At 65.1% G+C, this 25,177-nt stretch carries 20 protein-coding genes, 1 pseudogene and 1 riboswitch; of the genes and pseudogenes, 8 read left to right on the plus strand and 13 right to left on the minus strand.

What is annotated here, in order from left to right:
* Position 1: 1 nt before the first annotated feature.
* The 3 genes from pgk to tkt all read right to left on the minus strand — a co-directional run bounded on the left by pgk (position 2) and on the right by tkt (position 4,830).
* Positions 2-1,198 carry a phosphoglycerate kinase gene (gene pgk, locus R3D65_RS05810; RefSeq protein ID WP_371274289.1) on the minus strand — a complete coding sequence of 399 codons (1,197 nt, stop codon included), beginning with the start codon at positions 1,196-1,198 and terminating at the stop codon, positions 2-4.
* 338 nt (positions 1,199-1,536) lie between these two features.
* Complete coding sequence (gene gap, locus R3D65_RS05815) at positions 1,537-2,547, minus strand: type I glyceraldehyde-3-phosphate dehydrogenase (RefSeq protein WP_371274290.1); 1,011 nt, start codon at positions 2,545-2,547, stop codon at positions 1,537-1,539.
* Between the two features lie 288 nt (positions 2,548-2,835).
* On the minus strand, positions 2,836-4,830 hold the full coding sequence (tkt, locus tag R3D65_RS05820; protein ID WP_371274291.1) for a transketolase: 1,995 nt from the start codon (positions 4,828-4,830) through the stop codon (positions 2,836-2,838).
* A gap of 325 nt (positions 4,831-5,155) precedes the next feature.
* Between tkt and R3D65_RS05825 the strand changes: the two genes are divergently transcribed.
* From R3D65_RS05825 to R3D65_RS05835, 3 genes are all read left to right on the plus strand, one after another.
* Complete coding sequence (locus tag R3D65_RS05825) at positions 5,156-5,428, plus strand: DUF4164 domain-containing protein (protein ID WP_371274292.1); 273 nt, start codon at positions 5,156-5,158, stop codon at positions 5,426-5,428.
* A 29-nt stretch (positions 5,429-5,457) separates the two neighbouring features.
* A complete protein-coding gene (locus R3D65_RS05830; RefSeq protein WP_371274293.1) occupies positions 5,458-5,817 on the plus strand; it encodes a cell division protein ZapA in 360 nt (119 codons plus the stop codon).
* A gap of 63 nt (positions 5,818-5,880) precedes the next feature.
* The gene (locus tag R3D65_RS05835) at positions 5,881-7,077 is read left to right on the plus strand and encodes a hypothetical protein (RefSeq protein ID WP_371274294.1); all 1,197 of its coding nucleotides are present in this window, start codon (positions 5,881-5,883) and stop codon (positions 7,075-7,077) included.
* A gap of 22 nt (positions 7,078-7,099) precedes the next feature.
* Here the strand turns inward: R3D65_RS05835 and R3D65_RS05840 are convergent, their stop codons facing one another.
* From R3D65_RS05840 to R3D65_RS05850, 3 genes are all read right to left on the minus strand, one after another.
* The gene (locus R3D65_RS05840; RefSeq protein WP_371274295.1) at positions 7,100-7,357 is read right to left on the minus strand and encodes a hypothetical protein; all 258 of its coding nucleotides are present in this window, start codon (positions 7,355-7,357) and stop codon (positions 7,100-7,102) included.
* Between the two features lie 166 nt (positions 7,358-7,523).
* Positions 7,524-9,344 (minus strand): ABC-F family ATP-binding cassette domain-containing protein, encoded by a 1,821-nt coding sequence (locus R3D65_RS05845; RefSeq protein ID WP_371274296.1) that lies wholly within the window; start codon positions 9,342-9,344, stop codon positions 7,524-7,526.
* A 13-nt stretch (positions 9,345-9,357) separates the two neighbouring features.
* A complete protein-coding gene (locus R3D65_RS05850) occupies positions 9,358-10,002 on the minus strand; it encodes a thiamine diphosphokinase (protein ID WP_371274297.1) in 645 nt (214 codons plus the stop codon).
* 110 nt (positions 10,003-10,112) lie between these two features.
* A riboswitch (TPP riboswitch) is annotated at positions 10,113-10,225 on the plus strand.
* A gap of 48 nt (positions 10,226-10,273) precedes the next feature.
* Between R3D65_RS05850 and thiB the strand changes: the two genes are divergently transcribed.
* The 4 genes from thiB to R3D65_RS05870 all read left to right on the plus strand — a co-directional run bounded on the left by thiB (position 10,274) and on the right by R3D65_RS05870 (position 15,258).
* Positions 10,274-11,266, plus strand: coding sequence for a thiamine ABC transporter substrate binding subunit (gene thiB / locus R3D65_RS05855; protein WP_371274298.1), 993 nt, complete (start codon positions 10,274-10,276; stop codon positions 11,264-11,266).
* A gap of 25 nt (positions 11,267-11,291) precedes the next feature.
* Complete coding sequence (gene thiP / locus R3D65_RS05860) at positions 11,292-12,914, plus strand: thiamine/thiamine pyrophosphate ABC transporter permease (RefSeq protein WP_371274299.1); 1,623 nt, start codon at positions 11,292-11,294, stop codon at positions 12,912-12,914.
* A complete protein-coding gene (locus R3D65_RS05865; RefSeq protein WP_371274300.1) occupies positions 12,911-13,627 on the plus strand; it encodes an ATP-binding cassette domain-containing protein in 717 nt (238 codons plus the stop codon). Before thiP ends, R3D65_RS05865 begins: the two co-directional genes overlap by 4 nt.
* Positions 13,628-13,818: 191 nt before the next feature.
* The gene (locus tag R3D65_RS05870) at positions 13,819-15,258 is read left to right on the plus strand and encodes a M48 family metalloprotease (RefSeq protein ID WP_371274301.1); all 1,440 of its coding nucleotides are present in this window, start codon (positions 13,819-13,821) and stop codon (positions 15,256-15,258) included.
* Positions 15,259-15,312: 54 nt separating this feature from the next.
* On the opposite strand, the gene R3D65_RS05875 is transcribed toward R3D65_RS05870, so the two are convergent.
* From R3D65_RS05875 to R3D65_RS05905, 7 genes and pseudogenes are all read right to left on the minus strand, one after another.
* Positions 15,313-16,173, minus strand: a complete 861-nt coding sequence (locus R3D65_RS05875; protein ID WP_371274302.1) for an RNA polymerase factor sigma-32 — start codon at positions 16,171-16,173, stop codon at positions 15,313-15,315.
* A 340-nt stretch (positions 16,174-16,513) separates the two neighbouring features.
* Complete coding sequence (locus tag R3D65_RS05880; RefSeq protein ID WP_099307337.1) at positions 16,514-17,086, minus strand: CarD family transcriptional regulator; 573 nt, start codon at positions 17,084-17,086, stop codon at positions 16,514-16,516.
* A 368-nt stretch (positions 17,087-17,454) separates the two neighbouring features.
* Positions 17,455-17,796 (minus strand): ferredoxin FdxA, encoded by a 342-nt coding sequence (gene fdxA / locus R3D65_RS05885; RefSeq protein ID WP_371274303.1) that lies wholly within the window; start codon positions 17,794-17,796, stop codon positions 17,455-17,457.
* Between the two features lie 175 nt (positions 17,797-17,971).
* Positions 17,972-18,379 (minus strand): RNA-binding S4 domain-containing protein, encoded by a 408-nt coding sequence (locus R3D65_RS05890; RefSeq protein WP_371274304.1) that lies wholly within the window; start codon positions 18,377-18,379, stop codon positions 17,972-17,974.
* A gap of 33 nt (positions 18,380-18,412) precedes the next feature.
* Positions 18,413-21,484 (minus strand): helicase-related protein, encoded by a 3,072-nt coding sequence (locus R3D65_RS05895; protein WP_371274305.1) that lies wholly within the window; start codon positions 21,482-21,484, stop codon positions 18,413-18,415.
* A gap of 685 nt (positions 21,485-22,169) precedes the next feature.
* Positions 22,170-22,889, minus strand: a pseudogene (gene phbB / locus R3D65_RS05900) (acetoacetyl-CoA reductase); the annotation flags it as partial.
* Between the two features lie 140 nt (positions 22,890-23,029).
* Positions 23,030-24,208, minus strand: coding sequence for an acetyl-CoA C-acetyltransferase (locus R3D65_RS05905; RefSeq protein WP_371274306.1), 1,179 nt, complete (start codon positions 24,206-24,208; stop codon positions 23,030-23,032).
* Positions 24,209-24,483: 275 nt separating this feature from the next.
* Here R3D65_RS05905 and phaR point away from each other — a divergent pair, with 275 nt between their 5' ends.
* Positions 24,484-25,110 carry a polyhydroxyalkanoate synthesis repressor PhaR gene (phaR, locus tag R3D65_RS05910; protein ID WP_371274307.1) on the plus strand — a complete coding sequence of 209 codons (627 nt, stop codon included), beginning with the start codon at positions 24,484-24,486 and terminating at the stop codon, positions 25,108-25,110.
* The last annotated feature ends 67 nt before the right edge of the window (positions 25,111-25,177 follow it).

Raw genomic sequence — 25,177 nt, forward strand, 5'->3', positions numbered from 1 at the left:
CTCAGGCCTTCAGCGCTTCCACGCCAGGCAGGGCCTTGCCTTCCATCCATTCAAGGAACGCGCCGCCGGCGGTGGAAACATAGGTGAACCGGTCGGCCACACCGGCGTGGTTGAGCGCGGCCACCGTATCGCCGCCGCCGGCCACGGAGACCAGTTCGCCGGCACTTGTGCGCGCCGCGGCAGCCTGCGCGGCAGCCACGGTGGCCGCATCGAAAGGCGTGATTTCGAAGGCGCCGAGCGGCCCGTTCCAGACCACCGTCTTCGCCTTGCCGATCCATGCCTTCACCGCCTCGACCGTGGCCGGCCCGGCATCCAGGATCATCATGTCGGAGGGCACAGCATCGACGGAAACCACCGCGTTCTCGGCATGGGCGGCGAATTCCTTCGCCACCACCGCGTCGCTGGGCAGCACAATGGTCGAGCCGGCCTTGTCCGCCGCCACCATGATGGCACGGGCCGTATCGGCAAGGTCATGCTCGCACAGCGACTTGCCCACGTCCTTGCCCTGCGCTGCCAGGAATGTATTCGCCATGCCGCCGCCGATCACCAACGCATCGACACGCGCGACGAGGTTCTGCAACAGGTCGATCTTGGTGGACACCTTGGCGCCGCCGACAATGGCGACCACCGGGCGCGCCGGATTGCCCAGCCCCTGCTCCAGCGCCTCCAGTTCCGCCTGCATGGTGCGCCCGGCGAAGGCCGGAAGCTTGTGTGCCAGCCCTTCGGTGGAGGCATGCGCCCGGTGCGCCGCCGAAAAGGCGTCGTTCACGTAGAGATCGCCATTGGCGGCCAACGCATCCACGAAATCCGGCAGGTTCTTTTCCTCGCCCTTGTAGAAACGCGTGTTCTCCAGCAGCAGGATGTCACCATTGTTCATGCGGCCGATGGCGGCCTGCGCCTCGGCCCCCACCGTCTCCGGCTCGAACACGACGCGCTGGTCGAGCACCTGTTCGATGGCCGGCGCGATCGGCCTCAGCGACATTTCCGGCACCACCTCACCCTTGGGACGGCCGAAATGCGCCAGCAGGATCACCTTCGCGCCCTTGGCCGACAGTTCCGAAATGGTGGGCGCAACGCGCTCGATCCGCGTCGCGTCGGTCACAACGCCATCCTTGACCGGCACGTTGATGTCGACGCGCACCAGCACGCGCTTGCCCGCGATATCACCCATGTCGTCAATGGTCCTGAAGGCGGCCATGCAGCTTTCCTCCGCTTGAAATGTCGCTGTTTCCCTGACCTAGCAGAAACCGCAATCGGCACGGATGTGCAAGACGCCGGGCACCCGATAGGGCAATTTATCGCGGCCGTGCCTCTTCATCGGCGCCTTGGCGGCGTCTTTCGTCCGGGGCTGCGCGGCAGGCCCGCCAGATGCAGCGCAGCCGCCACGCAAGGCCGGCCGCCAGGGCCAGGACAAGAAGGCCGGAGACGAGCGCGTTCATGCCCTCACCTTCGCCGGACACCAAGCGGCCCCGAAAAACGGAACCGCCGGGCTGGATGGCCCGGCGGTCTGGAAGTCAGTCACACGACTCACACGTCTCAGAGGAACTTCGCCATGGCGACGGCCGTGTCGCCCATGCGGTTGGAGAAGCCCCACTCGTTGTCATACCAGGACAGGATCGACACCAGCGTCCCGTCCATCACCTTGGTCTGGTCCATGTGGAAGATCGAGGAATGCGGGTCGTGGTTGAAGTCGATGGAGACGTTCTTGGCCTCGGTATAGCCGAGCACACCCTTCAGCGGACCGTCGGCGGCCGCCTTGATCGCCGCATTGACCTCGGCAACGGATGTCGCCTTCTTGGCAATGAACTTCAGATCGACCACGGAGACATTCGGCGTCGGAACGCGCATGGCGAAGCCGTCCAGCTTGCCGTTGAGCTCGGGCAGCACCAGGCCGACGGCCTTCGCGGCGCCGGTCGAGGTCGGAATCATGCTCATGGCGGCAGCGCGGCCGCGGTAGAGATCCTTGTGCATCGTGTCCAGCGTCGGCTGGTCGCCGGTATAGGAATGGATCGTGGTCATCATCCCCTTTTCGATGCCCACGGTATCATGCAGGACCTTGGCCACCGGCGACAGGCAGTTCGTCGTGCACGAGGCATTGGAAACGACGAGATCGTCTGCGGTCAGGGTGTCATGGTTGACGCCATAGACGATCGTCTTGTCCGCGCCATCGGCCGGCGCGGAGACCAGCACGCGCTTGGCACCCGCTTCCAGGTGCATGGCGGCCTTGTCGCGGGCGGTGAAGATGCCCGTGCACTCCATCACGATGTCGACGCCCAGATCGCCCCAGGGCAGGTTCTTCGGATCGCGCTCGGCCAGCACCTTGAAGCTGTCGCCGCCTTCGATGCGGATCGTGTCGCCATCCACCTCCACGGATTTCGGGAACTTGCCATGCACCGAATCGAAGCGCATCAGGTGTGCGTTGGTTTCAACCGGGCCCAGGTCATTGATGGCAACGATGTCGATGTCCTTGCGCCCGGATTCATAGATGGCGCGCACGACATTGCGGCCGATGCGGCCAAATCCGTTGATGGCGATTCTCACGGTCATGTCAGGTTTCTCCCGCAGGCTTCTTCAGGGCCGGGCACGGGCCGGCCGGTTCCGGTTGGATGGCAAGCGGCGGGCGGACCGCCGAAGCTGCCGCTTCTTAGCCGCGCGCAGGGCAAGAATCCAGATGGCTTGCGCCCTTTCGCGCAGGCTTTGGCGGTTTCCTCTTCCTTTTCAATCGATAAAACCGGATGGCCCTTGCCGAACCGGCTTCATGCAGCCGTTTGCGAAAATGAAAAGACCGCGCGCGGATACCTCCGGGCGCGGCCTCATGTCGCAGTGCCGATCAAGTCAGCCGATCTGCTTGAGCAGCGTTTCCGCCTTCTCCGCCACGCCTTCCGGCGTGATGCCGAAATGCTTGTAGAGCTCTTCATAGGGGCCGGAGGCGCCGAACGAATCCATCCCGACGAAGCCGCCATCCTCGCCGATGAAACGGTCCCAGCCCATGCGGATGCCGGCCTCGACAGCCACGCGCACCGGCGCCGAGCCGAGGATGGCCTTGCGGTAATCCGCATTCTGCCTGGCGAAAAGCTCCATGCAGGGCACGGAGACCACACGGGTGGGAATGCCGCGCCCTTCCAGCAAGGTGCGGGCGTTGAGGGCGATTTCCACTTCCGAACCGGTCGCGAAGATGGACACCTTGGCATCGTCGGAGGCGGTTTGCAGCTCGTAGGCACCGAAGGCGCACAGGTTCTCGTCCGCATAGTCGCTGCGCACGGCCGGCAGGTTCTGACGGGTCAGCGCGAGCGTCGACGGCGTGGCGCGCGATTCCAGCGCGATCTGCCAGCATTCCGCCGTTTCCATCGCGTCGGCCGGGCGGAAGACCTGGTGATTGGGAATGGCGCGCAGCGCAGCCAGGTGTTCGACCGGCTGATGCGTCGGCCCATCCTCGCCAAGGCCGATGGAATCGTGCGTCATGACATAGATCACGCGCAGCCCCATCAGCGACGACAGGCGCATGGCTGGCCGGGCATAGTCGGAGAAGACCAGGAACGTGCCGGAATAGGGGATCAGCCCGCCATGCAGGGCGATGCCGTTCATGGCAGCGGCCATGGCATGCTCGCGAATGCCGTAGTGGATATAGCGGCCCGAGAAATCGTCGGGCGTCACGGGCGCCGTCTGGCTGGTCTTGGTATTGTTGGAGCCCGTCAGGTCAGCCGACCCGCCAATGGTTTCGCTCACCGCGCCGTTGATGACCTCCAGCGCCATTTCCGATGCCTTGCGGGTTGCCACTTTCGGACGCTCTTTCGCCAGCCTGGCCTTGTATTCGCCAACCGCCGTTTCGAAGGCGCCGGGCAGATCTCCGCGCAGGGCGCGCTCGAACTCGCCGCGAACGGTCGCTTCGGCCTCGGCCAGGCGCTTTTCCCATGCCGTGCGCGTCTTCGTGGAGCGCAGGCCGGCCAGACGCCACGCGTCCAGCACGTCGGAAGGCACCTCGAAAGGTTCCGAGGTCCAGTTCAGCGCCAGACGCGTCGCCGCGATTTCCTCGGCGCCGAGCGGCGAGCCATGCACCTTGGCAGTGCCGGCCTTGTTCGGCGCGCCGAAGCCGATCGTCGTCTTGCAGGCGATCATGGTCGGCCGGTCGGAACCGCGCGCCGCCTCGATGGCCGCCGCGATGGCGTCGGGATCATGCCCGTCGACCGCCATGGTTTCCCAGCCCGACGCCTCGAAACGCTTGCGCTGGTCGGTGCTGTCGGCCACCGAAACCGGCCCGTCGATGGAAATGCTGTTGTCGTCCCAAAGCAGGATCAGCTTGGACAGCTTCAGGTGGCCGGCCAGCGTGATCGCCTCCTGACTGATTCCCTCCATCAGGCAGCCGTCGCCGGCCAGCACATAGGTATAATGATTGACGAGATCGTCGCCATAGCGCGCATTGAGCAGACGCTCGGCCAGCGCCATGCCCACGCCATTGGCCACGCCCTGGCCCAGCGGGCCTGTCGTCGTCTCGATTCCCGCGGCATGGCCGTATTCGGGATGCCCCGCCGTCTTCGAGCCGATCTGCCGGAAATTGCGGATTTCGTCGATGGTGATGTCTTCATAGCCCGTCAGGTAGAGCAGCGAATAGAGCAGCATGGAGCCATGGCCGGCCGACAGGATGAACCGGTCGCGGTCGGCCCAGTGCGGATGCTTCGGATCATGGTTCATGAATCGCGTGTAGAGCACCGTGGCAATGTCGGCCGCGCCCATGGGCAGGCCGGGATGCCCCGACTTGGCCTTTTCGACCGCGTCCATGGAAAGGAAACGGATCGCATTGGCCATCCGGTCGTGTTTTTCGCGTGTGATCATGTGATTGCTGGTCCTTGCCGGCGGAAAACGGGAGCATGTCCCTTCGATGGTCCGCATCTGGCGCACTATGCGCCGCCCCTCGGAGAAAAGCAGGCGCTACATATCAGGTGCGCATCGCGAGTCAACCGGACCCGGCCCAAAGCCGGCGCTTCTCGACAGCTTGTTCACGCCATGCCCGGGGCTCCGGTGGGCCCTAAATCAGGGGATGACGGATGAAGCCAGGTTGACCTCGCCTTAATCCGGCCCGTAATCTTTAACAGATAAACGGTTCACTTTCCGCCACGATTCGCCGCCCTCGCAGCGTGCCGTAACCGGACCCAAGGCCATGACGGGTGACGTGACACTCAAAGAAGCGATTGACCGGCTTGCGAACGCGCTCGACAGCCTTGAAAACGCCGTGGACGCGCGCCTTGAGAAGGAAGCCGATTACGCCGAGGCCGAGGCGGAAGTCCAGCGCATGAACGCCGACCGCGCCCGCCTCGCACAGGAACTCGACAGTTCCGAAGCCCGCGCCGAGCGTCTCGAACAAACCAACAAGGAGGTCTCGCGCCGCCTGGTCACGGCCATGGAGACCATCCGGGCCGTTCTCGACCGGTAGGAAACGAGCCGGGGATCCGTGAGGAACACATGCCACAGGTATCGGTGATCATCGACGGCAAGACGTACCGCATGGCCTGCGACGAAGGCCAGGAAGAGCATCTGGCCGATCTCGCGCAGCGTTTCGACCGCTATGTCACCCACCTGAAGGGATCGTTCGGCGAAATCGGCGACCAGCGCGTGACCGTCATGGCGGGCATCATGGTCATGGACGAGCTTGTCGAGCTTCAGAAGCGGATGCGCGGCCTGGAGGCCGAGGCCGAAACGCTGCGCAAGACGCGTGACGAGGCGCTGGCCCGCGCCGACCGCATCGATGCCGGCCTGTCGGCGACGATGACCACCCTGGCCGAGCGGATGGAGGCCATTGCCGGGAAGATCGCCAGGGGTTAGGGAACCGGCTCCCCGTCACGGAGCGGCCAAGACCGTGCCGGACGCATCGCGCCGAGGTATTTCGTGTTCGTGGACATCGCCATTCTTGCAGCGGCCCTTGCCACGGGCGCAATTCTCTTTCGCCCATCCGTCGCATCGAACCCCTTCTGGCGGGCAACGGTCACACCCCTTGCTTCGATCATCGGTTCCGGCTTCCTCATCCTTGCCCCTGTCCTCGACTATGGCTATGGCGGCTGGGCGCCTGTGGTCATGGCCGGACTTTGTGCCGCCGCCTGGGCGTTCGGCAGCGCCATACGCTTCAATATCGCCGCCCTGAATGACGGGCTCGACGACACGCCGGGCGCCACGAGACTGGAAGCGCTGGCATCCTGGACGCTGGCGCTGGCCTATTTTGTCTCGGTTGCCTACTACCTGAACCTGTTCGGCGCCTTTGCCGCCCGGATGATTTCCCATGACGATCCGCTTGTGGCGCGCTCGATCACCAGCGCGCTCCTGCTGCTGATTCTGGCGATCGGCTCGACACGCGGCTTCACCGCGCTTGAAAGGCTGGAGCAGGTTTCGGTCAGCGTGAAGCTTGCCATCATCGCGGGATTGCTGGCCGGCATGGCGCTCTTTTTTCGCGACCGGGTCGTCCATGACGGCTTGGTCGCCAATCCGGTTCACGTGGACGGCTGGAGCGGTCTTGCGCTCGCCTTCGGTCTCATCGTCACGGTCCAGGGCTTCGAGACGTCCCGCTACTTGCGCGAGATCTACGACGCGCCGACCCGCATCCGCTCCATGCGGCTGGCACAGGTCCTCGCCACCGCCATCTATGTCGCCTATATCGTACTGATGGCCTATGTCTTCCCGGCGGATGACGGAATGGTCAGCGAAACCGGCGTCATCGACATGACGGCGCGTGTATCCACGATACTTCCTGCAATGCTCATGGTGGCCGCGCTCAGCGCCCAGTTTTCCGCCGCGATAGCCGATACGGGCGGCTCTGGCGGCCTGGTGCATGAATTGACGCGCGGCCGTGTTCGCCAGGGCATGACCTATGCGGCGCTGACCGCTGGCGGACTCGCCATGACCTGGCTTTTCGACGTCTTCGCCATCATCAGCTATGCCTCGCGCGCCTTCGCGCTTTATTACGGGCTTCAGGCCCTTCTTGCCGCCATCCGCGCGGGAACACGCAAGGCGCAATGGGCGCGGGTCGCCTTTTATCTGGCGCTCGCATTCCTGGCTTTGGCCATGACCGTGTTCGGGCGCCCTGTCGAATGAGGACGCCCGAACCGGAAATGCCTCAGCGGCCCATGGTAAGCCGGATGAGAACGTAGAAGATCGTCGGCACGGCGAGGAGCGCGGGCAGGATCACGGCCGGGTATCCGAAGAGATAGATGGCCAGCAACCAGGCGGCGCCGAGGTTGAGAAGCGGCAGCACGGGGCGGAAATCGTCGCGGTCCGGCACGGCGGACGTCGAAGCGGAAGCGGAAGCTGAAGCTGAAGCGGCAGCGGAAGCGGAAAAGTCGGCGCGGCCGATCACTGCATCAACAGTGCTCATGGCATATCCCTCATGATGATGCGTGGCCTTGTGACGGCCACTGCGGTTTGTAACCGCCGCTATGTGGGGAGGCCGGCCGGCAATGGGAACGTGACAGGAGCGCGCATGTGACAAACTGTCATGCGGGCGCTGCGCCAGGGCACGGACGGCCCGCGCGCAATTTTCCCTACCCTTCCAGTTCCTCGCGCAGCATTTCCAGTTCCAGCCACTCCTCTTCCGCCTTGTCGCGCGCCGCGCGCTTGGCGTCGAGTTCTGCGGCCAGCTTGTTGAAGCCGCCGGGATCGCGCGCATAGAGCGCCGGGTCTGCAAGCCGGGCCTCCAGCGCTTCCATTTCGCCGGTCATTTTCTCGATCTGCTTCGGCAGGTTTTCCAGCGCGAATTTCTGCTTGTAGGAGAGCTTTGCCCGCGCAGGGGCAGGCTTTGCCGCCATGGGCGCCGCGGCAGCCGGCTTCGCCTCGCCGCGCGTTGCCGGTTTCGGATCACGCAATGCGAACCGGCTTGTGCCGCGCTGGGCGAGCATGTCGGCATAGCCGCCCGCATAGACCAGCCACTTGCCGCCCGCTTCAGGCGCCAGCGTCGCGGAAACCGTGCGGTCGAGGAAATCACGGTCGTGGCTGACCAGAATGACGGTGCCCGGAAAGTTCGCGACAAGTTCCTGCAGGAGGTCCAGCGTCTCCATGTCGAGATCGTTGGTCGGCTCGTCCAGAACCAGCAGATTGGCCGGTTGCGCCAGCACCTTGGCCAGCAGCAACCGGGCCTTCTCGCCACCGGACAGTTCGCGGATCGGCGTGCGCGCCTGCTCGGGCTTGAACAGGAAATCCTTCATGTAGGACATGACATGGCGGGCCTCGCCATTGATGACAACCTGGTCGCCGCGCCCGCCGGTAAGAAAGGAAGCCGGCGTATCGTCCGGGTCCAGACGCGCGCGTCCCTGGTCCAGCGTCGCGATTTCCAGGTTGACGCCAAGGCGCACCGTTCCGCTGTCGGGTGCCAGTTCACCGGTCAGCATCTTCAGCAGCGTCGTCTTGCCCGCGCCATTGGGGCCGACAAGGCCAATGCGGTCTCCGCGCAGGATTCGCAGCGAGAAATCGCGCACGATCGCACGCTCGCCGAAGGATTTGGAAATGCCCATCGCCTCGATGACCAGCTTGCCGGAGGCTTCCGCTTCCGAGGCCTCCAGCCGCGCCTTGCCTTCCGGCCCCTGGTGCTCGCGAAACGCCTGGCGCATGGTCTGCAACTCGCCGAGCCGCCGCATGTTGCGCTTGCGCCGTCCCGAAACGCCGTGGACCACCCAATGCTCTTCGCGCGCGATCTGCCGGCCCAGCTTGTGCTGCTCGCGTTCCTCTTCCTCGTGCACCTGGTCGCGCCAGTCCTCGAAATGGGCAAAGCCCTTTTCGAGCCGCCGCGTCGTGCCACGGTCGAGCCACACGGTTGCCTTCGTCACCCGTTCCAGGAAGCGCCGGTCATGGCTGATCAGGATGATCGCGGAGGTGGACTGCTGAAGTTCCTCTTCCAGCCATTCGATGGTTGCCAGGTCGAGATGGTTGGTCGGTTCGTCGAGCAGGAGAATGTCGGGCTGCGGTGCCAGCACCTTGGCAAGCGCCGCGCGCCGCGCCTCCCCGCCCGAAAGCAGTTTCGGATCGGCCATGCCGTCCAGCCCGAGATGATCGAGCAGATAGGCCACGCGCCATTCCTCGTCCGCCGGGCCGAGGCCGGCGGCGACATAGGCCTCCACCGTGCCGTGCTCGCCGAAATCCGGCGCCTGCGGCAGATAGCGGATCGTCGCGGTCGGCTGGCGGAAGATATCGCCCTCCTGCGCCTCGACGAGGCCGGCCGCGATTTTCAGCAGCGTCGACTTGCCCGATCCGTTGCGCCCGACCAGCGCGATCTTGTCGCCGGCGCCCGCCGAAAGCGTGGCGCCATCGAGCAGCGGCTTGCCGCCGAAGGTCAGGCGGATGCCATCGAGATGGAGAAGCGGCGGAGCCATGCGCTGGAAACCCTCAGAACTGTGCAGCCGGATCGGGATGCGCGACGAGCAGCGCCCGGCCCGAAGCCAATTCGACCATGAGCGGCCCGAGCGCGACATTCGACATGGTCAGCGACGAGCCGAAGGCCACGTCCTTTTCCACGAGCGGCCACCTGGCGCCCGCCACCGTCAGCCCTTCCAGATCGTTGAAGGCGAGGATGGAAAACAGCGTGCCATGCGGCAGGTCGAACCGGTTTTCCCCGTGCAGGACCGGATAGCCTTCCTGCTTGCCTGACGTGATGAGAACCGGCAGGCCGGTCTCCGCCACGGAAACCGCCGCCGTCAGGTGCAGGAAGGCATGATCGACCCGCGGCCCGCCAAAGGCGCCGGCCAGGATGAATGCGCTGGCGCCGCGCCTGAGCGCCTCGGCAATCGCCAGTTCGCCGTCCGTCATGTCCTTGTCCTGCGGAAAGGCCTCGCGCGGAACATCCGGGTAGATGGTGAAGAGCGCCTCGTCCGCGCTGTCGAAATCGCCAAGCCACAGTTCCGGCGTCACGCCGAGAAGGGCGGCATGTTCCATGCCGGAATCGGCGGCAATCACGCGATGGCCGGCCACCTGGCTCATCAGGCGCGGCGTTGCATGCAGCTCGCCGCCAAGAAGGATCACGAATGTGCTCATGCCCGCGCGCTTAGCATGCCATCGCCGCCACGGGAAGCGTTCGGTCCTGACGAAGCGCCCGTGCCGCCGCCCGCCCCTTGCCAGACACCCACCGCTCCGCTAAATGCGCAAGTGTTCTAACGGGGTGCCCGCCGGATCGTGTCCGGCGCGCTGAGAGGCTGATTGCCAACCCGCAAAACCTGATCCGGTTAGCACCGGCGGAGGGATTAGACGCCTTGCTTGTCCGCAGCGCCTTTTTCCCCGAAACCCGAACGAAAAGGAGACGCAGACAATGCGTAAGTTTCTGCTTGCCGCCTGTTCCGCAATCGCCATGGCCGGGCCCGCCACCGCGGCCGACCTGACCGTTTATACCTATGAGGCCTTCACTGCCGATTGGGGACCGGGCCCCGTCGTCGAAAAGGCATTCGAGGCCGAATGCGGCTGCGATATCGAACTGGTCGGCGTGACCGACGGCGTCGCCCTGCTCAACCGGCTCAAGCTGGAGGGTGAGAACACGCAGGCCGACATCATCCTCGGTCTCGACACCAACCTGATGGCGGATGCCCGGGAAACCGGCCTGTTCGCGCCCCATGGCGTCAGCCTGGACAACGTGGACGTGCCTGGCGGCTGGTCCGACGACACTTTCATTCCCTTCGACTATGGCCACTTCGCGGTGGTCTACGACACGCAGAAAGTCGACAATCCGCCCAGAAGCCTGAAGGAACTGATGGAGGGCGGCGACACGCCGAAGATCGTCATACAGGATCCGCGCACCTCCACGCCAGGTCTCGGCCTCGTGCTCTGGGTGAAGAAGGTCTATGGCGATGACGCACCGAAGGCCTGGGAAGCGTTCAGCGACCGCGTCCTGACCGTGACACCGGGCTGGTCGGAAGCCTACAACCTCTTCGTCAAGGGTGAGGTGCCGATGGTGCTGTCCTATGTCACCTCGCCGGCCTATCACATGATTGCCGAGGATACCGACCGTTACCAGGCGGCAGCCTTCGAGGAAGGCCACTACATGCAGATCGAGATCGCCGGCCAGACCGTGAAGGGCAGGGACAATCCGCTTGCCGCGAAATTCCTTTCCTTCATGACAGGTCCCGCCTTCCAGGACGTCATCCCCGAAACCAACTGGATGATGCCCGCCGGCAAGACGGAAAAGCCGCTGGCCGAGGCCTTCTCGAAACTGGTCGAGCCGTCCGCCAGCCTGACCTTCGCGCCGGAGGACGTGGCTGAAAACCGCAAGGACTGGGTAAACGAGTGGCTCGCCGCCATGAGCCGCTGACGATCGCGGCGCGGACAAGCGGCCGATGAGCGCCCGCACGAAAGCAGGAGGAAAGGCGGGGCTGGCAGCGCTGGCCCTGCTTGGCCTCCTGGTCGGCGGCGCCATGGCCGGCCTTGTCCTCTCGGCCACGCGCCAGGGCGCCGATGTCGCTGGCGCCTTCGATCGCTGGCTCTGGGCGGCGGCGCGCTTCACGCTGTGGCAGGCCGCCCTGTCCACATTGTTTTCCGTCGTGCCGGCCATCGTCATTGCCCGCGCGCTCTTCCGCCACCGGACCTTCCCTGGCCGCACCCTGGTGCTCGGCCTGTTCGCGCTGCCCCTTGCCATTCCCGGCATCGTGGCGGCGCTTGCCACGCTGGCGCTCTATGGCCGCGCCGGCCTTCTGGCGCCCATACTGGCACCGTTGACGGGGGGGCAATGGCCGGGTGTGTTCGGCCTGTCCGGTATTCTGCTCGCCCACGTCTTCTTCAACATGCCGCTGGCCGCGCGAATGGTTCTGGAAGCGCTCGAAGCGGTTCCGCACGACCGCTGGCGCCTGGCTGCCCAGCTCGGCATGGGGCCGGCGGCCCGGTTCCGTTTCATCGAATGGCCGGCGCTGGCGGCAAGCCTGCCGGGCATTGCCGGCCTGGTCTTCATGCTCTGCGCCACCTCCTTTGCCGTTGTGCTGACGCTGGGCGGCGGACCATCCGCCTCCACGCTGGAAGTGGCGATCTATCAGGCGCTTCGGTTCGATTTCGAGCCCGCGCGGGCCGCCGCGCTCACACTGGCGCAACTGGCGCTGACCGGCCTTCTCGTCGTCGCGCTGCAATCCATCGGCGCGCCGCTGGCCGGCGAGACAAATCTCACGCTGGCGCGCCGTGGCCATGGCCTGCCGGCAACGCCCGGCCAGTCCGCCATCGGCTTTCTTGTCATCGGACTTGGTGCGGCCTTTGTCGGTGGTCCGCTGGCCGCCATGCTCGTTGCCGGCCTGAAGGCGGACCTGCCGCGCCTTCTGGGCGAGGCCGGCGTCCGGCAGGCCCTCGGCACGAGCCTGGTCCTGGCCGTCATTTCAGCCGTTCTGGCTGTCTCGCTCACGTTCTCGCTGCTGCGCCTGCGCCTGGCCCGCCAGAGGGCGCGGCGCGGCGGCCGGCCCGGCTGGGTGGAATGGTGCGCCGGCAACGGCGCCAGCCTGATCCTGCTCGTCCCCTCTGTCGTGCTTGGCGCGGGCTGGTTCATCCTCGCCGTGGAGGCCGGTCAATTGCGCCTGACCGGAACGATCGGCCCCGCCCTCGTGGCGGTGGTGAACGCCGCCATGGCCATGCCTTTCGTCATGCGCCTGCTGAGCCCCGCCCATGATGCCGCGGCGGCAAGGCACGACCGGCTGGCAGCCAATCTCGGCCTTTCCGGCTGGACGCGCCTGCGCCTGATCGACATGCCTGCGCTGAAAGGCCCGCTTGCCGCTGGCTTTGCCTTCGCCATGGCCCTGTCGCTTGGCGACCTGGGTGTCATTGCCCTTTTCGGATCCGAGGATTTCCGCACCCTGCCCTGGCTCCTGCATGCCCGCATGGGCAGCTACCGCACCGACGACGCCGCCGGTCTCGCGCTCATCCTTGCACTTGTCTGCCTGGCATTGATGATGGTGGCGGCGCGCGCGGGAAGGGAGACGCCATGAGCGATGGCCTCGCAGTTGAAATGCAGGATGTCCGCCTCGCGCTGGACGGGTTCGCGGCCGCCTTTAATGTCCGGCTCGAGGCCGGCAGCATCGTCGCGCTGGTCGGCGCTTCAGGATCCGGCAAGTCGACATTCCTGAACCTCGTGGCCGGTTTTGAACGGCCGGACAGCGGCCGCGTGCTCATCGGTGACGAGGACGTGACCGCGCGCAACCCGGCCGGGCGGCCCGTGTCCATGGTGTTTCAGGAAAACAACCTCTTCGGCCATCTCGACATCGCGTCGAATGTCGGCCTCGGGCGGTCGCCGGGCCTGCACCTCTCGGCCAGCGACCGCGACGACATCGCCGCCGCGCTTGAGCGGACCGGACTGGCAGGCAAGGAAAGGCGAAAGCCGGCCGAACTGTCCGGCGGCGAACGGCAGCGCGCCGCGCTCGCCCGTGTTCTGGTGCGAGACCGGCCCGTGCTGCTGCTCGACGAACCCTTCGCCTCGCTCGGACCGGCCCTTCGCGCCGACATGCTCGATCTGCTCTGCCAACTGCAACAGGAAACCGGCATGACGCTGGTCATGGTCACCCATCACCCCGAAGACGCGGTGACGCTGGGGGGCGAGGCCCTGTTCCTGGAAAACGGGCACATTGCGGCACGCGCTGCCGCGGCCACGCTGTTCGGCCCTGCCGGACCGGAGGCGGTGCGCCGCTATACCGGGCGGAATTGACGCGCCGGCCGCGCTTCTGCCCGCTTCTCGCCGCAATTGCATCTGACACAGACCCTGCCCGGACTTGCCATCCGAATCCTCCTGTGGCTACGTGAGACTGCACGCGGCGCGCCCCCTCGCCCGATTTTCCGATGGTGGTTGAACTGGAACGCCTGTCTATTCCCTTGCCTGCATTTGCGCGTAGCGCCGCCATGGCTGCTGTCGCAGTGCTGTTGTCTGCCTGTTCCCTGACCGGGCAGGGCGGCGTGGACGGCATGCTCAAACCTTCGGACAATCCCGTCACGTTCGAGTCGTCGGCTGGCGACGAGCGCATGCGGCAACTGGCCGAATCGCAGCATCCCCGCATTCTGGAAACCTATGGCGGCGAATATTCCGATCCCCGGCTGGAGCGCATGGTGGCGCGCGTGGTCGGAAAGCTGATCGGCGCGACCCAGGACCCCGCCCAGGCCTACAGGATCACGATCCTGGATTCGCCCTCGGTCAACGCCTTCGCATTGCCCGGCGGCTATCTCTATGTCACGCGCGGACTTCTGGCACTGGCCAATGACAGCGCTGAACTCGCCGCCGTCATTTCCCATGAAATGGCCCATGTGACCGCCAATCACGGCATCCAGCGCCGGCGGGCCGAACAGGAAGCCGGCATTGCCGAAAAGGTGGCCCAGGATGTCCTTGCCGGCGACCCCAATGCCCGCGCGGCCGTCATTCGCGGCAAGCTGCGCCTGGCCGAATTCTCGCGCAATCAGGAGCTTGAAGCCGACGCGATCTCCATCAAGCAGATCGGCGAGGCCGGATTCGATCCGTTTGCCGCCGCCCGTTTCCTGCGTTCCATGAGCGCCTATACGCAATTCCGTTCGGTCAGCGGCGCCGACGATCCCTCACTCGATTTCCTCGCCTCCCATCCGTCCAGCCAGCGGCGCATCGACCTTGCGCTGCGCCATGCGCGCAATATCGGTCCGCGCGGCAACGGACTGACCGATCGCGACGCCTATCTCGATGGCATAGACGGGATGATCTATGGCGACACGCCCAGGGAGGGTTTCGTACGCGGGCGCAATTTCCTGCATCCGGGTCTGGGCATACGCTTCTCGGTTCCCGAGGGCTTCGTCATCGACAATTCCGCCGCGGCAGTCACCGCGGCCGGTCCCGGTGACGTGGCCATACGCTTTGACGGAGTGGCCGTGAATGCGGCAACCGGGCCTGAGGCCTATATCGCCAGCGGCTGGGTTTCCGGCCTGGACGAGACCTCCATCCGCTCCGCCACGATAGGCGGTCTGCCGGCCGCGACCGCGCGCGCGGCGGCTGATGGCTGGCAATTCGATATCGCGGTGGTGCGCGCCGGGCCGCAGATGTTCCGCATTCTCACCGCCGCGCCGCTGCGCAGCAGCGCGCTGGACCCGACGGCCCGCTTCGTGAGGAACACATTCGCGACAATGACGGCGGCCGAGCGCCAGTCCCTGCGCCCCTTGCGGATCCGCGTCGTCAAGGTCGCCCCCGGACAGTCCATGGCAAACCTGGCGGCGCGCATGAGCGGCACCGACCGCAAGCTGGACCTGTTCCGGTTGCTCAACGCACTTGGACCGGGCGCCGGGGTTTCGGCTGGCGACCGGGTGAAGATCGTCACGGACCGATAGACGGACCGGTCCTGTGTCGACGGCCCCGCGCGAGGGGCTGGACCTGCCGGCAGTTCAGTGCTGCGCCATGCGCGGATCGGCGGCGACCAGTGCCCCGTGCAGTTTCTCGATGGCCCGGTTCTCGATCTGGCGAACACGCTCCTTGGAAATGCCCAGCGTTGCACCAAGCGATTCCAGTGTGGCGCCGTCTTCGGACAGGCGGCGCTGCCTGATGATGTAGAGTTCGCGGTCATTGAGCACGTTCAACGCGCCATGCAACCATTTGGAGCGGCGTTCCTCGTCAATGGCCACGCCGACGACCTCATCGGGCTGGGGCGCGTCGGAAACCAGGAAATCCATCTTCTCCGCGCCGCTGTCCTCGCTCTGGCTGACCGTCATGTTGAGCGAACTGTCCGGGCCGGAAAGGCGCGAATCCATCAGTGCGACATCGTCCTTGGAGACGCCCAGCTTCTGGGAAATCTGGTCGTGGATTTCATCGATGTTCATCGGCTCTGGGCCGCGTGCCAGCTTGGCGCGCAGCCGCCGCAGGTTGAAGAACAACGCCTTTTGGGTCGACGAGGTGCCGCCGCGTACGATCGACCAGTTGCGCAGGATGTAATCCTGAATGGATGCGCGGATCCACCAGGTCGCGTAGGTCGAGAAGCGCACTTCGCGCTCCGGGTCGAACCGGGCTGCCGCCTCCAGCAGCCCCACATGGCCTTCCTGTATGAGATCGCTGAGCGGCAGACCGAAGTTCCGGAATTTGGCCGCCATGGCGATGACGAGCCGCATATGCGCCGTCGTGATGCGGTGGAGGGCTTCCTGGTCCTTTTCCTCCTTCCATCGAACGGCGAGCATGTGCTCCTCGTCGCGTTCGAGGTAAGGCGCTTTCATGGCCGCCCGTACCATGCGATTGCGTAAAGCGTCATCGGACATGGAGACCTCCGGAAAGGGGTTGACCTTGCTCATTCTTACGCTGCAGCCGGCCGGTGGATCAGGTCGCGGCTCTCGCATGCTACATCGCCATCCGGCCCTAAACGGTTCCAGCGAGGTTTTCGTTCCCCCCGGTTCAGGAAAAATGAACCGAAAAGCCGGATCGCCAGCGATCCGTCGGCCAGCGGCGACGGCCGTCGGGCACAGATAAATTAATTCTTTTCAGATACTTGCAGCACTACCACGAACCGCGTTAGGGCATCGGCTACGGCCCGAAAAGCAACAGGCTCCGGAAGCGATCCGGAGCCTGTCAATTTACGGTGAACGCTGTGTTTTCAGACGATCAGGCCGCCTCTTCCTGATCGGCTTCCTCATTGTCGGCCTTGGCGCCCCGGCGCGGCCCCTTGTTGAGGTTCTGCTCGATCAGGTTGACCGCCTCGGTCTCGCTCATCTTGTTGACTGCCGCGATCTCGCGCGCCATCCGGTCGAGCGCCGCCTCGTAGAGCTGACGTTCCGAATAGGATTGCTCCGGCTGGTTTTCGGCGCGGTAAAGGTCGCGAACGACTTCCGAAATCGAGATCAGGTCGCCGGAATTGATCTTCGCATCATATTCCTGCGCCCGGCGCGACCACATGGTGCGCTTCACCCGCGCCCGGCCCTGAACGACTTTCAGCGCACGATCGACATAGTCGGTTTCGGAGAGCTTGCGCATGCCGATGGAGACGGCCTTGGCAACCGGAACCTTGAGGCGCATCTTGTCCTTCTCGAAGTCGATCACAAAAAGCTCCAGCTTGTGCCCGGCGACTTCCTGTTCCTCGATGGCGACGATCTGGCCGACGCCATGCGCCGGATAGACGATGCTCTCGCCGGTCTTGAAACCCTGACGCTGTGCCGATTTCTTCTGCTGGGTGGCCATACGCTTCTTAACTCCCTGTTGGACGCGGGCGGATTCGCCAGCATCGGAAACGGGCCGGTTGGCATGCAAAACGCCGACAAGGCAAAACACCCACCATTCGCAACCCGATCGCACCGTGGACATGACTTGAACGCCCTGCCCTGGATGATCTTGGCCTGACTGGTGAGGCTTGTACCTTTCAAAGATTAACGCGCAAAACGCATGTGGCTGATTGCATGAACCGGCATGATGCGTGATAACTATCACAAAAAAGCGAAAGAATCAAGAATTTGCCGCATGCGAGAACGTGCGCGCCTTTTCGCCTGTTCCGAAAAGGTTAAGACTGGGCGGTCAACGCCCGGCAGGCTTCGCCAACCGGTTGCGGCGGCTTATTCGTCGCCTGTCCCCGGCTCCGCGGAGAAGTATTTCTCCAGCTTTCCAGGCTCGCCGTCATACTTTTCCGCTTCCGGCATCTGGTCTTTCTTCACGGTGATGTTTGGCCAGATCGCCGCATAGTCCGTATTCAGCTTCAACCAGTCTTCCAGGCCCGGCTCCGTATCCGGCTTGATCGCCTCGGCGGGACATTCCGGCTCGCAGACGCCGCAATCGATACACTCGTCCGGATGGATGACGAGCATGTTCTCGCCTTCATAGAAGCAGTCGACCGGACAAACCTCCACGCAATCGGTATATTTGCATTTGATGCAATTGTCGGTGACGATATAGGTCATGTCCGGCTCCGGCGCTTCACGCATCGCTCTGGTCTTTTGCGTGTCAGGTAACGGCTTTGCCTGGCTCTGACAAGAGCAAGCTTTGTCGCCGGAGCGCCATTTTGAGCAAGGATTTTGCACTGCGGCACAATGGCGCGCCTTGGCTGGCAATGATTGCCGCTCGCGCCGGCCGCCCTCAACCGTCCGTCCCCTTCAACCGGTCGGTCTGCCGGCGCTCCTTCTTGGTCGGCCGCCCCTTTCCCGTCTCGCGCACCGGCGCCAACTGGTCCGGCAACAGCGCATCGCGCGGCGGCGGCGGCGGCGACAGGTCTTCGTAGAGCAGCCGCGCTTCCTCGTAGGGGCCGCGCCGCGCACCCGGCGCCACGACCTTGAGAACGAGCACCCGGCCATCCAGCGTCACGGTCAGCACATCGCCCGGCCGCACCGCCTTTGCCGCATTGTCGGTCTTGTCACGGTTGACGCGAACGCGCCCCGCCTGAATGAGCTTGGCCGCCAGCGAGCGGGATTTCACGACGCGGGCAAAGAACAGCCACTTGTCCAGCCGCTGGCGTCCACCGCCCTCCGGGTCGGCTTCCGGACTCATCCGGTCAAGGCGCCTTCACCGCCAGCCATGCTGTCACTTGCCCATCTTGTCCTTGAGCGCAGCCAGCTTGGCGAAGGGCGAATCCGGATCGATCCGCTGTGGCCTGGCCTCCCGCTGCGGCTTGCCGCCGCCGGCATGAACCCGGTCCGGCTTGCCGCCTCCCGGCTTGCCACCCGGTTTCGGGCCACGCTTCTGGTCACGGCCCTTGCCCTTGAAGCCTTCACGCTTGGGCTGGTTGTCGCGCCCCCGTCCCGGCTGCGGCCGGCCGCGGCCCTCGGCCCGGCCCTGCCGCCAGATGGTGATCGTGCGCGGCGCCTCCGCCTCTGCTTCCGCAGCGTCCCTCGAAGGCTGCGCATCGGCCACAGCAACGCCATCCACCGCTGCGGCCTCTTGCGGCACGGATGCCGCATCGTCCTCTCCGGGCATGATGCTTGCCGCGTCGGGTGCCGAACCGGCATCCGTGGCGGTGTCTGCTTCCGTTTCCGGGGCGGCCGGCGCGCCGGCCAGCGCCGTCACCATGTCGGCCGCGGCGGGCGCTTCGTCCGCGTCGCCGGCACCAGGCCCCGCATCTTCGCCCGACGGTACGCCAAGTGCCTCCGGCTTGCCGGACGCATCGAGCGATGCCAGATGCGCCTCCACCTCTTCGGCCGGCTTCGTTTCGCCGCGATAACCAAGCGCCTTGAGAATTTCGTCCATGTCCTCGGCCGTGGCGCCGAGAATCGACATCATGGCAGGCGTGACGATGAAGGCCCGCCCGTCATAGCCGCCTTCCGGCCGCGCCCCCTGGCCCGGCTGCCAGGAGACCGCCGGGCGTATCAGATCGGCCAGCCGTTCGAGGATGTCCACACGCACGGCGCGCCGCCCGAGCACCCGGAAACCCGCAAGATGGTAGAAATCCTGCCGGAAAGCGGGGTCCGTGACCACCGAAGTGCGCCCTGCGGCCAGCGCCGAGACCACGTCGCCGAAACCCGGATCGTCCTTGGCATCGTGGAACAGCGCCCAGAGCGTTGTGATGAGACCGGCGGGCGCCGGCTTCAGCAATGCCGGCACGAACAGGTGATAGGCCCCGAAGCGAACGCCCAGCTTGCGCAGCCCCGCCCGCGTGTCCTGGTCCAGCGCCTTGACCTCGTCGGCGATTTCGCGCCGGTTGATGACGCCCATCTGCTCGGCCATGCGAAAGGCGATACCCTTGGCAATGCCCTCCAGGCCTTCGCCGGCGGCGAGGTCCTGCAACGGCTTCAGCAGGCTTTCGACCTGATAGGCGACATAGCGCTCGGCCCGCGCCGCCACCTTGTCGCGCGCGGGTCCGGTCAGCTGCTCGTCGGCCAGCAGGATCACGCGCGGCCGCAGCACCTGGTCGCCGGCGGCCAGCAAGGCGACGGGCGATCCCAGCCAGCGCAGCATGCCATCCGACGACAGCGCCAGGTCGCCATTGGCGGTAGCGGCGAAACGCTCCGCCCGCGCGTCGAATTCCTGGCCCAGCGCCTTTTGCGCCGCCCCTCTCACCGCCTTGGCATCTTCGCCCTCGGCAGAGGTATCGGCGGTAAACCGGAATCCCTGCAACTGACCGACGTGATGACCTTCGACCGTGACATCCCCGGCCGGGCTGATTTCCGCTTCCAGCATCGTATTTTCTCTCAAGCGCCTCATGAGCACGGAAGTCCTGCGGTCTACGAAGCGTTTCGTCAACCTTTCATGCAGGGCATCCGACAGCCTGTCCTCGATCTCGCGTGTTTTTTCCTGCCAATGTGCCGGATCCGCCAGCCATCCCGGCCGGTGCGACACGAATGTCCATGTCCTGATCTGTGCAACGCGGGCCGAAAGCGTGTCGATATCGCCCTCGGTCCGGTCGGCCCGGCGCACCTGTTCGGCCATGTAGTCTTCGTCCACATGGCCGCGCCGCGCCAGGTCGCCATAGAGCTGGCCGATGATGTCGGCATGCTGGGCCGGCGCGATGCGGCGATAGTCCGGCAGCGCACAGACATCCCAGAGCAATTCCACCCGTTGGCGATTGGTGGCCAGCGCCTGCACATCCGGATCGCGCGAAAGATAGCCGAGTGCCTGCTGGTCCACCGCCGGAAGCGCCCTCGTCAGCCCGTCCACCGGCGGAATGGTTTCCAGCGAATGGGCAAGGGCGGCAAGACTGGAAAAATCGAATTGCGCGGTCCGCCATTGCAGGGTGCGCACCGGCGCGAAATCATGGGCCTCCAGCTTTTCGATCAGTTCGTCCTCGAACATGTCGGCCTGCCCGGTCACGCCGAACGTGCCGTCGCGGGTATGCCGTCCGGCGCGCCCGGCGATCTGGCCGAGTTCCGCCGGCGTGAGCTGGCGGTACTGGAAGCCGTCGAACTTGCGCGTCTGGGCGAAGGCGACGTGGTCGACGTCGAGGTTGAGCCCCATTCCGATGGCATCGGTCGCCACCAGGAAATCCACGTCGCCGGACTGGTACAGCCCCACTTGCGCATTGCGCGTGCGCGGGCTGAGCGCGCCCAGCACCACAGCCACGCCGCCGCGCTGGCGCCGGATCAATTCGCCGATGGCATAGACCTCGTCGGCGGAAAAGGCGACGATGGCCGAGCGGCGCGGCAGCCGGGTGATCTTCTTGGAGCCGGACCAGGCCAGGTGCGACATGCGCGGCCGCGTGACAACCGAAAGGCCGCGCAGGAGCTTTTCCAGGATGCCGCGCATCGTGCCCGCGCCCAGCAGCAGCGTTTCCTGCCGCCCGCGCAAATGCAGGATACGGTCGGTGAAGATATGGCCGCGTTCCAGGTCGCCGGCAAGCTGCACCTCGTCGATGGCCACGAAGGAGGCACTGGTCTGGCGCGGCATGGCCTCCACCGTGCACACCGAATAGCGCGCGCCGGGCGGATTGATCTTCTCCTCGCCGGTGACAAGCGCCACATTGCCCGCGCCCACCTTCTCGCAGACGCGGCCATAGACCTCGCGCGCCAGCAGGCGCAGCGGCAGGCCGATCACCCCGCTGTCATGGGCGACCATGCGTTCGATGGCCAGGTGGGTCTTGCCGGTATTGGTCGGCCCCAGCACTGCCGTGACATCCCGCCCGGAAAGGACGAGCGGCTCATTCTGTCTTGCAGGTGCATTCATCGTCAGCGGGGCGGTCCTTCGGACGGATCGGAGACAGCGCACGGGCTGCGCCTGTTTCCAAAGCACAGCTCACGGCAAGCTGCAAGCGCACCCGCCTTTTTTCTCAAGTGCCGCGCCGGAGTTGCAACCCTGACGCGGATTCGAGCGGAACGAGTCTGGAACGAATCGGCGACGAATCGCTGACTCCGGTTGATTCAGGCTTTGTTCCGCTTCGCCTCATATGGGAGCCCGCTGATCGCCTGGCAACGGCTCCAGCGCACCGGATCGCTCGAAACGCCATCGACAACGCGCACGACCAGCATGGCTTCCTCCGACAATTGCCGCATCTCGATCACCTGACCGGCTTCAGGATCGCCCTCGGGGCCCTCATAGCGAAAGCTGTGCCGCCCGTAATCGCCGATGATCTGCGCCCCGGACGGGATCGTGATGGCCGGCCCCTCGATATGCAGGTGCTTGCCGTCCGGCGAACACCAGTCGCCATCGATCCGGTCTGCAAGGGCGGCGGCGGGAAACAGGATGCCGGCAAGAAGAAACGGCAAGGCATGAAGGGTTCGGCGCATGGCTTTCTCTCCGGGTTCCTTTCCCGAAACATACGCCTTTCTGCCGGAATCGCGAAGCCTGTCCGAAACGGAAGCGGGCGCCGCAGCGGGCGCCCGTCAACGATGCAGAACGCGGTTACGGCCGACGAGAAATACTGCCCCCCCATGGCCGAGATCGTCGCACCGGTGATGAAGCCGGCGTCATCGGAGGCCAGGAAGGCCACGCAGCGGGCGATTTCCTCCGGCTCGCCGAGACGGCCGACCGGGATCTGTCCGATGATGGCCTCGCGCACCTTTTCCGGCACTGCCATCACCATGTCGGTGGCGATATAGCCCGGCGCCACCACGTTGACGGTGATGCCGGCGCGCGCGCCTTCCTGCGCCAGCGCACGGGTGAAGCCGATATCGCCGGCTTTCGCGGCCGAGTAATTGGCCTGACCGGCCTGGCCCTTCTGGCCATTGATCGACGAAATCGTGATGACACGGCCGAACTTGCGGTCGCGCATGCCCGCCCAGACATTGTGCGTCATGTTGAAAACGCCTGTCAGGTTGGTGTCGATTACCTCTTTCCACATCTGCGGCGTCATGCGGTGGAACATGGAATCGCGTGTGATGCCGGCATTGTTGACCAGCACGGCCACTGGCCCGAGATCCGCCTCGATCTGCGCGATGCCCGCCTGGCAGGCCTCGTAATCGGCCACCGACCACTTGTAGGTCTTGATACCGGTCTCGGCCGTGAACTTCGATGCCGCCTCGTCATTGCCGGCATAATTGGCCGCGACGGTATAGCCGGCCTCCTTGAGCGCCATGGAAATGGCCGCGCCGATGCCGCGCGACCCGCCGGTGACGATTGCTACCTTGGACATGCACTTCTCCTCCCCTGTGTGGATCGGACCGGAAGGCGCATGCGATGAAGAAAGTCCCCGGATGATGCCGGTTCACCTCTCCGCCGCGCCGCGCCCTCCTGCCCGCTATAGGCTGATGGTCTCTCGGATCCGGGCGGTTGTCACATCGCCTCGAAGCACATGGCGACACCCATGCCGCCGCCGATGCACAGCGTGGCAAGACCCTTCTTCGCGCCGCGCCGCTTCATCTCGAAGGCCAGCGTGTTGAAGATGCGCGCCCCCGAAGCACCGATCGGGTGGCCAATGGCGATCGCGCCGCCGTTCACGTTCACGATCTCGGGATTCCAGCCCATGTCCTTGTTGACGGCGCAGGCCTGCGCGGCAAAGGCCTCGTTGGCTTCCACGAGATCGAGGTCGTCGACCGTCCAGCCGGCCTTTTCCAGTGCCCTGCGCGAAGCCGGAATCGGGCCGGTGCCCATGATCTGCGGATCGACGCCGGCCGTGGCCCATGACACGATGCGCAGCATCGGCGCAATGCCGCGGCGCACAGCTTCTTCCTCGGTCATCAGGACGGCCGCTGCCGCGCCGTCATTGATGCCCGACGCGTTGGCGGCCGTCACCGAGCCTTCCTTGTCGAAGGCCGGGCGCAGCTTGCCCACGCTGTCCATGGTCACGCCATGCTTGATGTACTCGTCATCGGAAACGATCACGTCGCCCTTGCGCGTGGTCAGCGTCACCGGCACGATCTCGTCCTTGAACCGCCCGGCCTTCTGCGCCGCTTCCGCCTTGTTCTGCGAGGCGACCGCGAAAGCGTCCTGATCCTCGCGGGTCAGTTGCCACTGACGCGCCACGTTTTCGGCGGTGTTGCCCATGTGGTAGCCGTAGAAGGCGTCGGTCAGGCCGTCCTTGATCATGGTGTCGATCATCTTCATGTCGCCCATCTTCACGCCGGAGCGCAGATGCGCGCAATGCGGCGCCATGGACATGCTTTCCTGGCCACCGGCCACGATGACATTGGCATCGCCCAGCGCGATCTGCTGCATGCCGACCGCGATGGCGCGCAGGCCCGAGCCGCAAAGCTGGTTGAGGCCCCACGACGTCGCCTCCTGTGGGATGCCGGCACCCATGGCCGCCTGTCGGGCCGGGTTCTGGCCCTCGCCTGCCGACAGGATCTGGCCCATGATCACCTCGTCGACTTCCTTCGGATCGACGCCCGCGCGTTCGAGCGCGCCCTTGATGGCGACGGTGCCCAGCACATGGGCCGGGGTATTCGCAAACGAACCGTTGAAGGCTCCGACGGGCGTACGCGCTGCGCTGGCCACGACAACCGATTTCGACATGATGCTTCTCTCCCTTGGGACTGGAGCTGGATTGTGCCGCCACGTTTGACCGAGTGCGCGCCGATGTCAAACGAGACATTGGGAGCAATTGGCCCCCGTGCGGGCGGCTCGTGTGTCTTTCGCATCGCAATATGACATGGCGGCGGCAAATCCCCAAGCCGCTCATGCACTGCACAAATCGCTGGGAAACATTTGCATGTTGCGCCTATGCTGCGCACAAAGCCGGTTCAGGCCGGCAGAACTGACACGATCCTGTTCGAACCAGGGAGGCGGACATGGCAGGCAAGAACGACGAGACGGTGGTTATCAAGAAATACGCCAACCGCCGGCTCTACAACACCGGCACCAGCACTTACGTGACACTGGAAGACCTGTCCGAGATGGTGAAGAAAGGCGAGGAATTCACCGTCCAGGACGCCAAGACCGGCGACGACATAACCCATACGGTTCTCACCCAGATCATTTTCGAACTGGAGAACAAGACCGGCCAGTCCATGCTGCCCATCCCGTTCCTGCGCCAGTTGATCGCCTTCTACGGCGACCAGATGCAGATGATCGTTCCCAGTTTCCTGGAGCAGTCGATGAATGCTTTCTCCAAGGAGCAGGAGCGCCTGCGCGCCCAGATGAAGGATGCGCTCGGCTCCACGCCCATGGGTTCCATGATCGACAACCCGACCATGAAGGTTCTGGAGGAGCAGACCCGGCGCAACATGGAGGTGTTCCAGAACGCCATGCGCATGTTCTCGCCCTTCTCCGCCATGCAGGGCGGCGCTCCGGGCGGACCGGCCGGCGCAGGCAAGGAGGAGAAGGCGGCGGCGAAGGGCAAGGAGGATGATCCGAATCTGGCTGACCTCAAGGAACAGATCGCCGCCATGCAGCGCAAGCTCGACGCCATGTCCTGATTTCGTCCCGCCGGACAGGAATGCGGGCGCCGCTTGATATATCAGGCGGCGCCTTTCTTTTTCGCAG

Source organism: Zhengella sp. (genome assembly GCF_041397485.1).
Taxonomy (GTDB): domain Bacteria; phylum Pseudomonadota; class Alphaproteobacteria; order Rhizobiales; family Rhizobiaceae; genus Zhengella.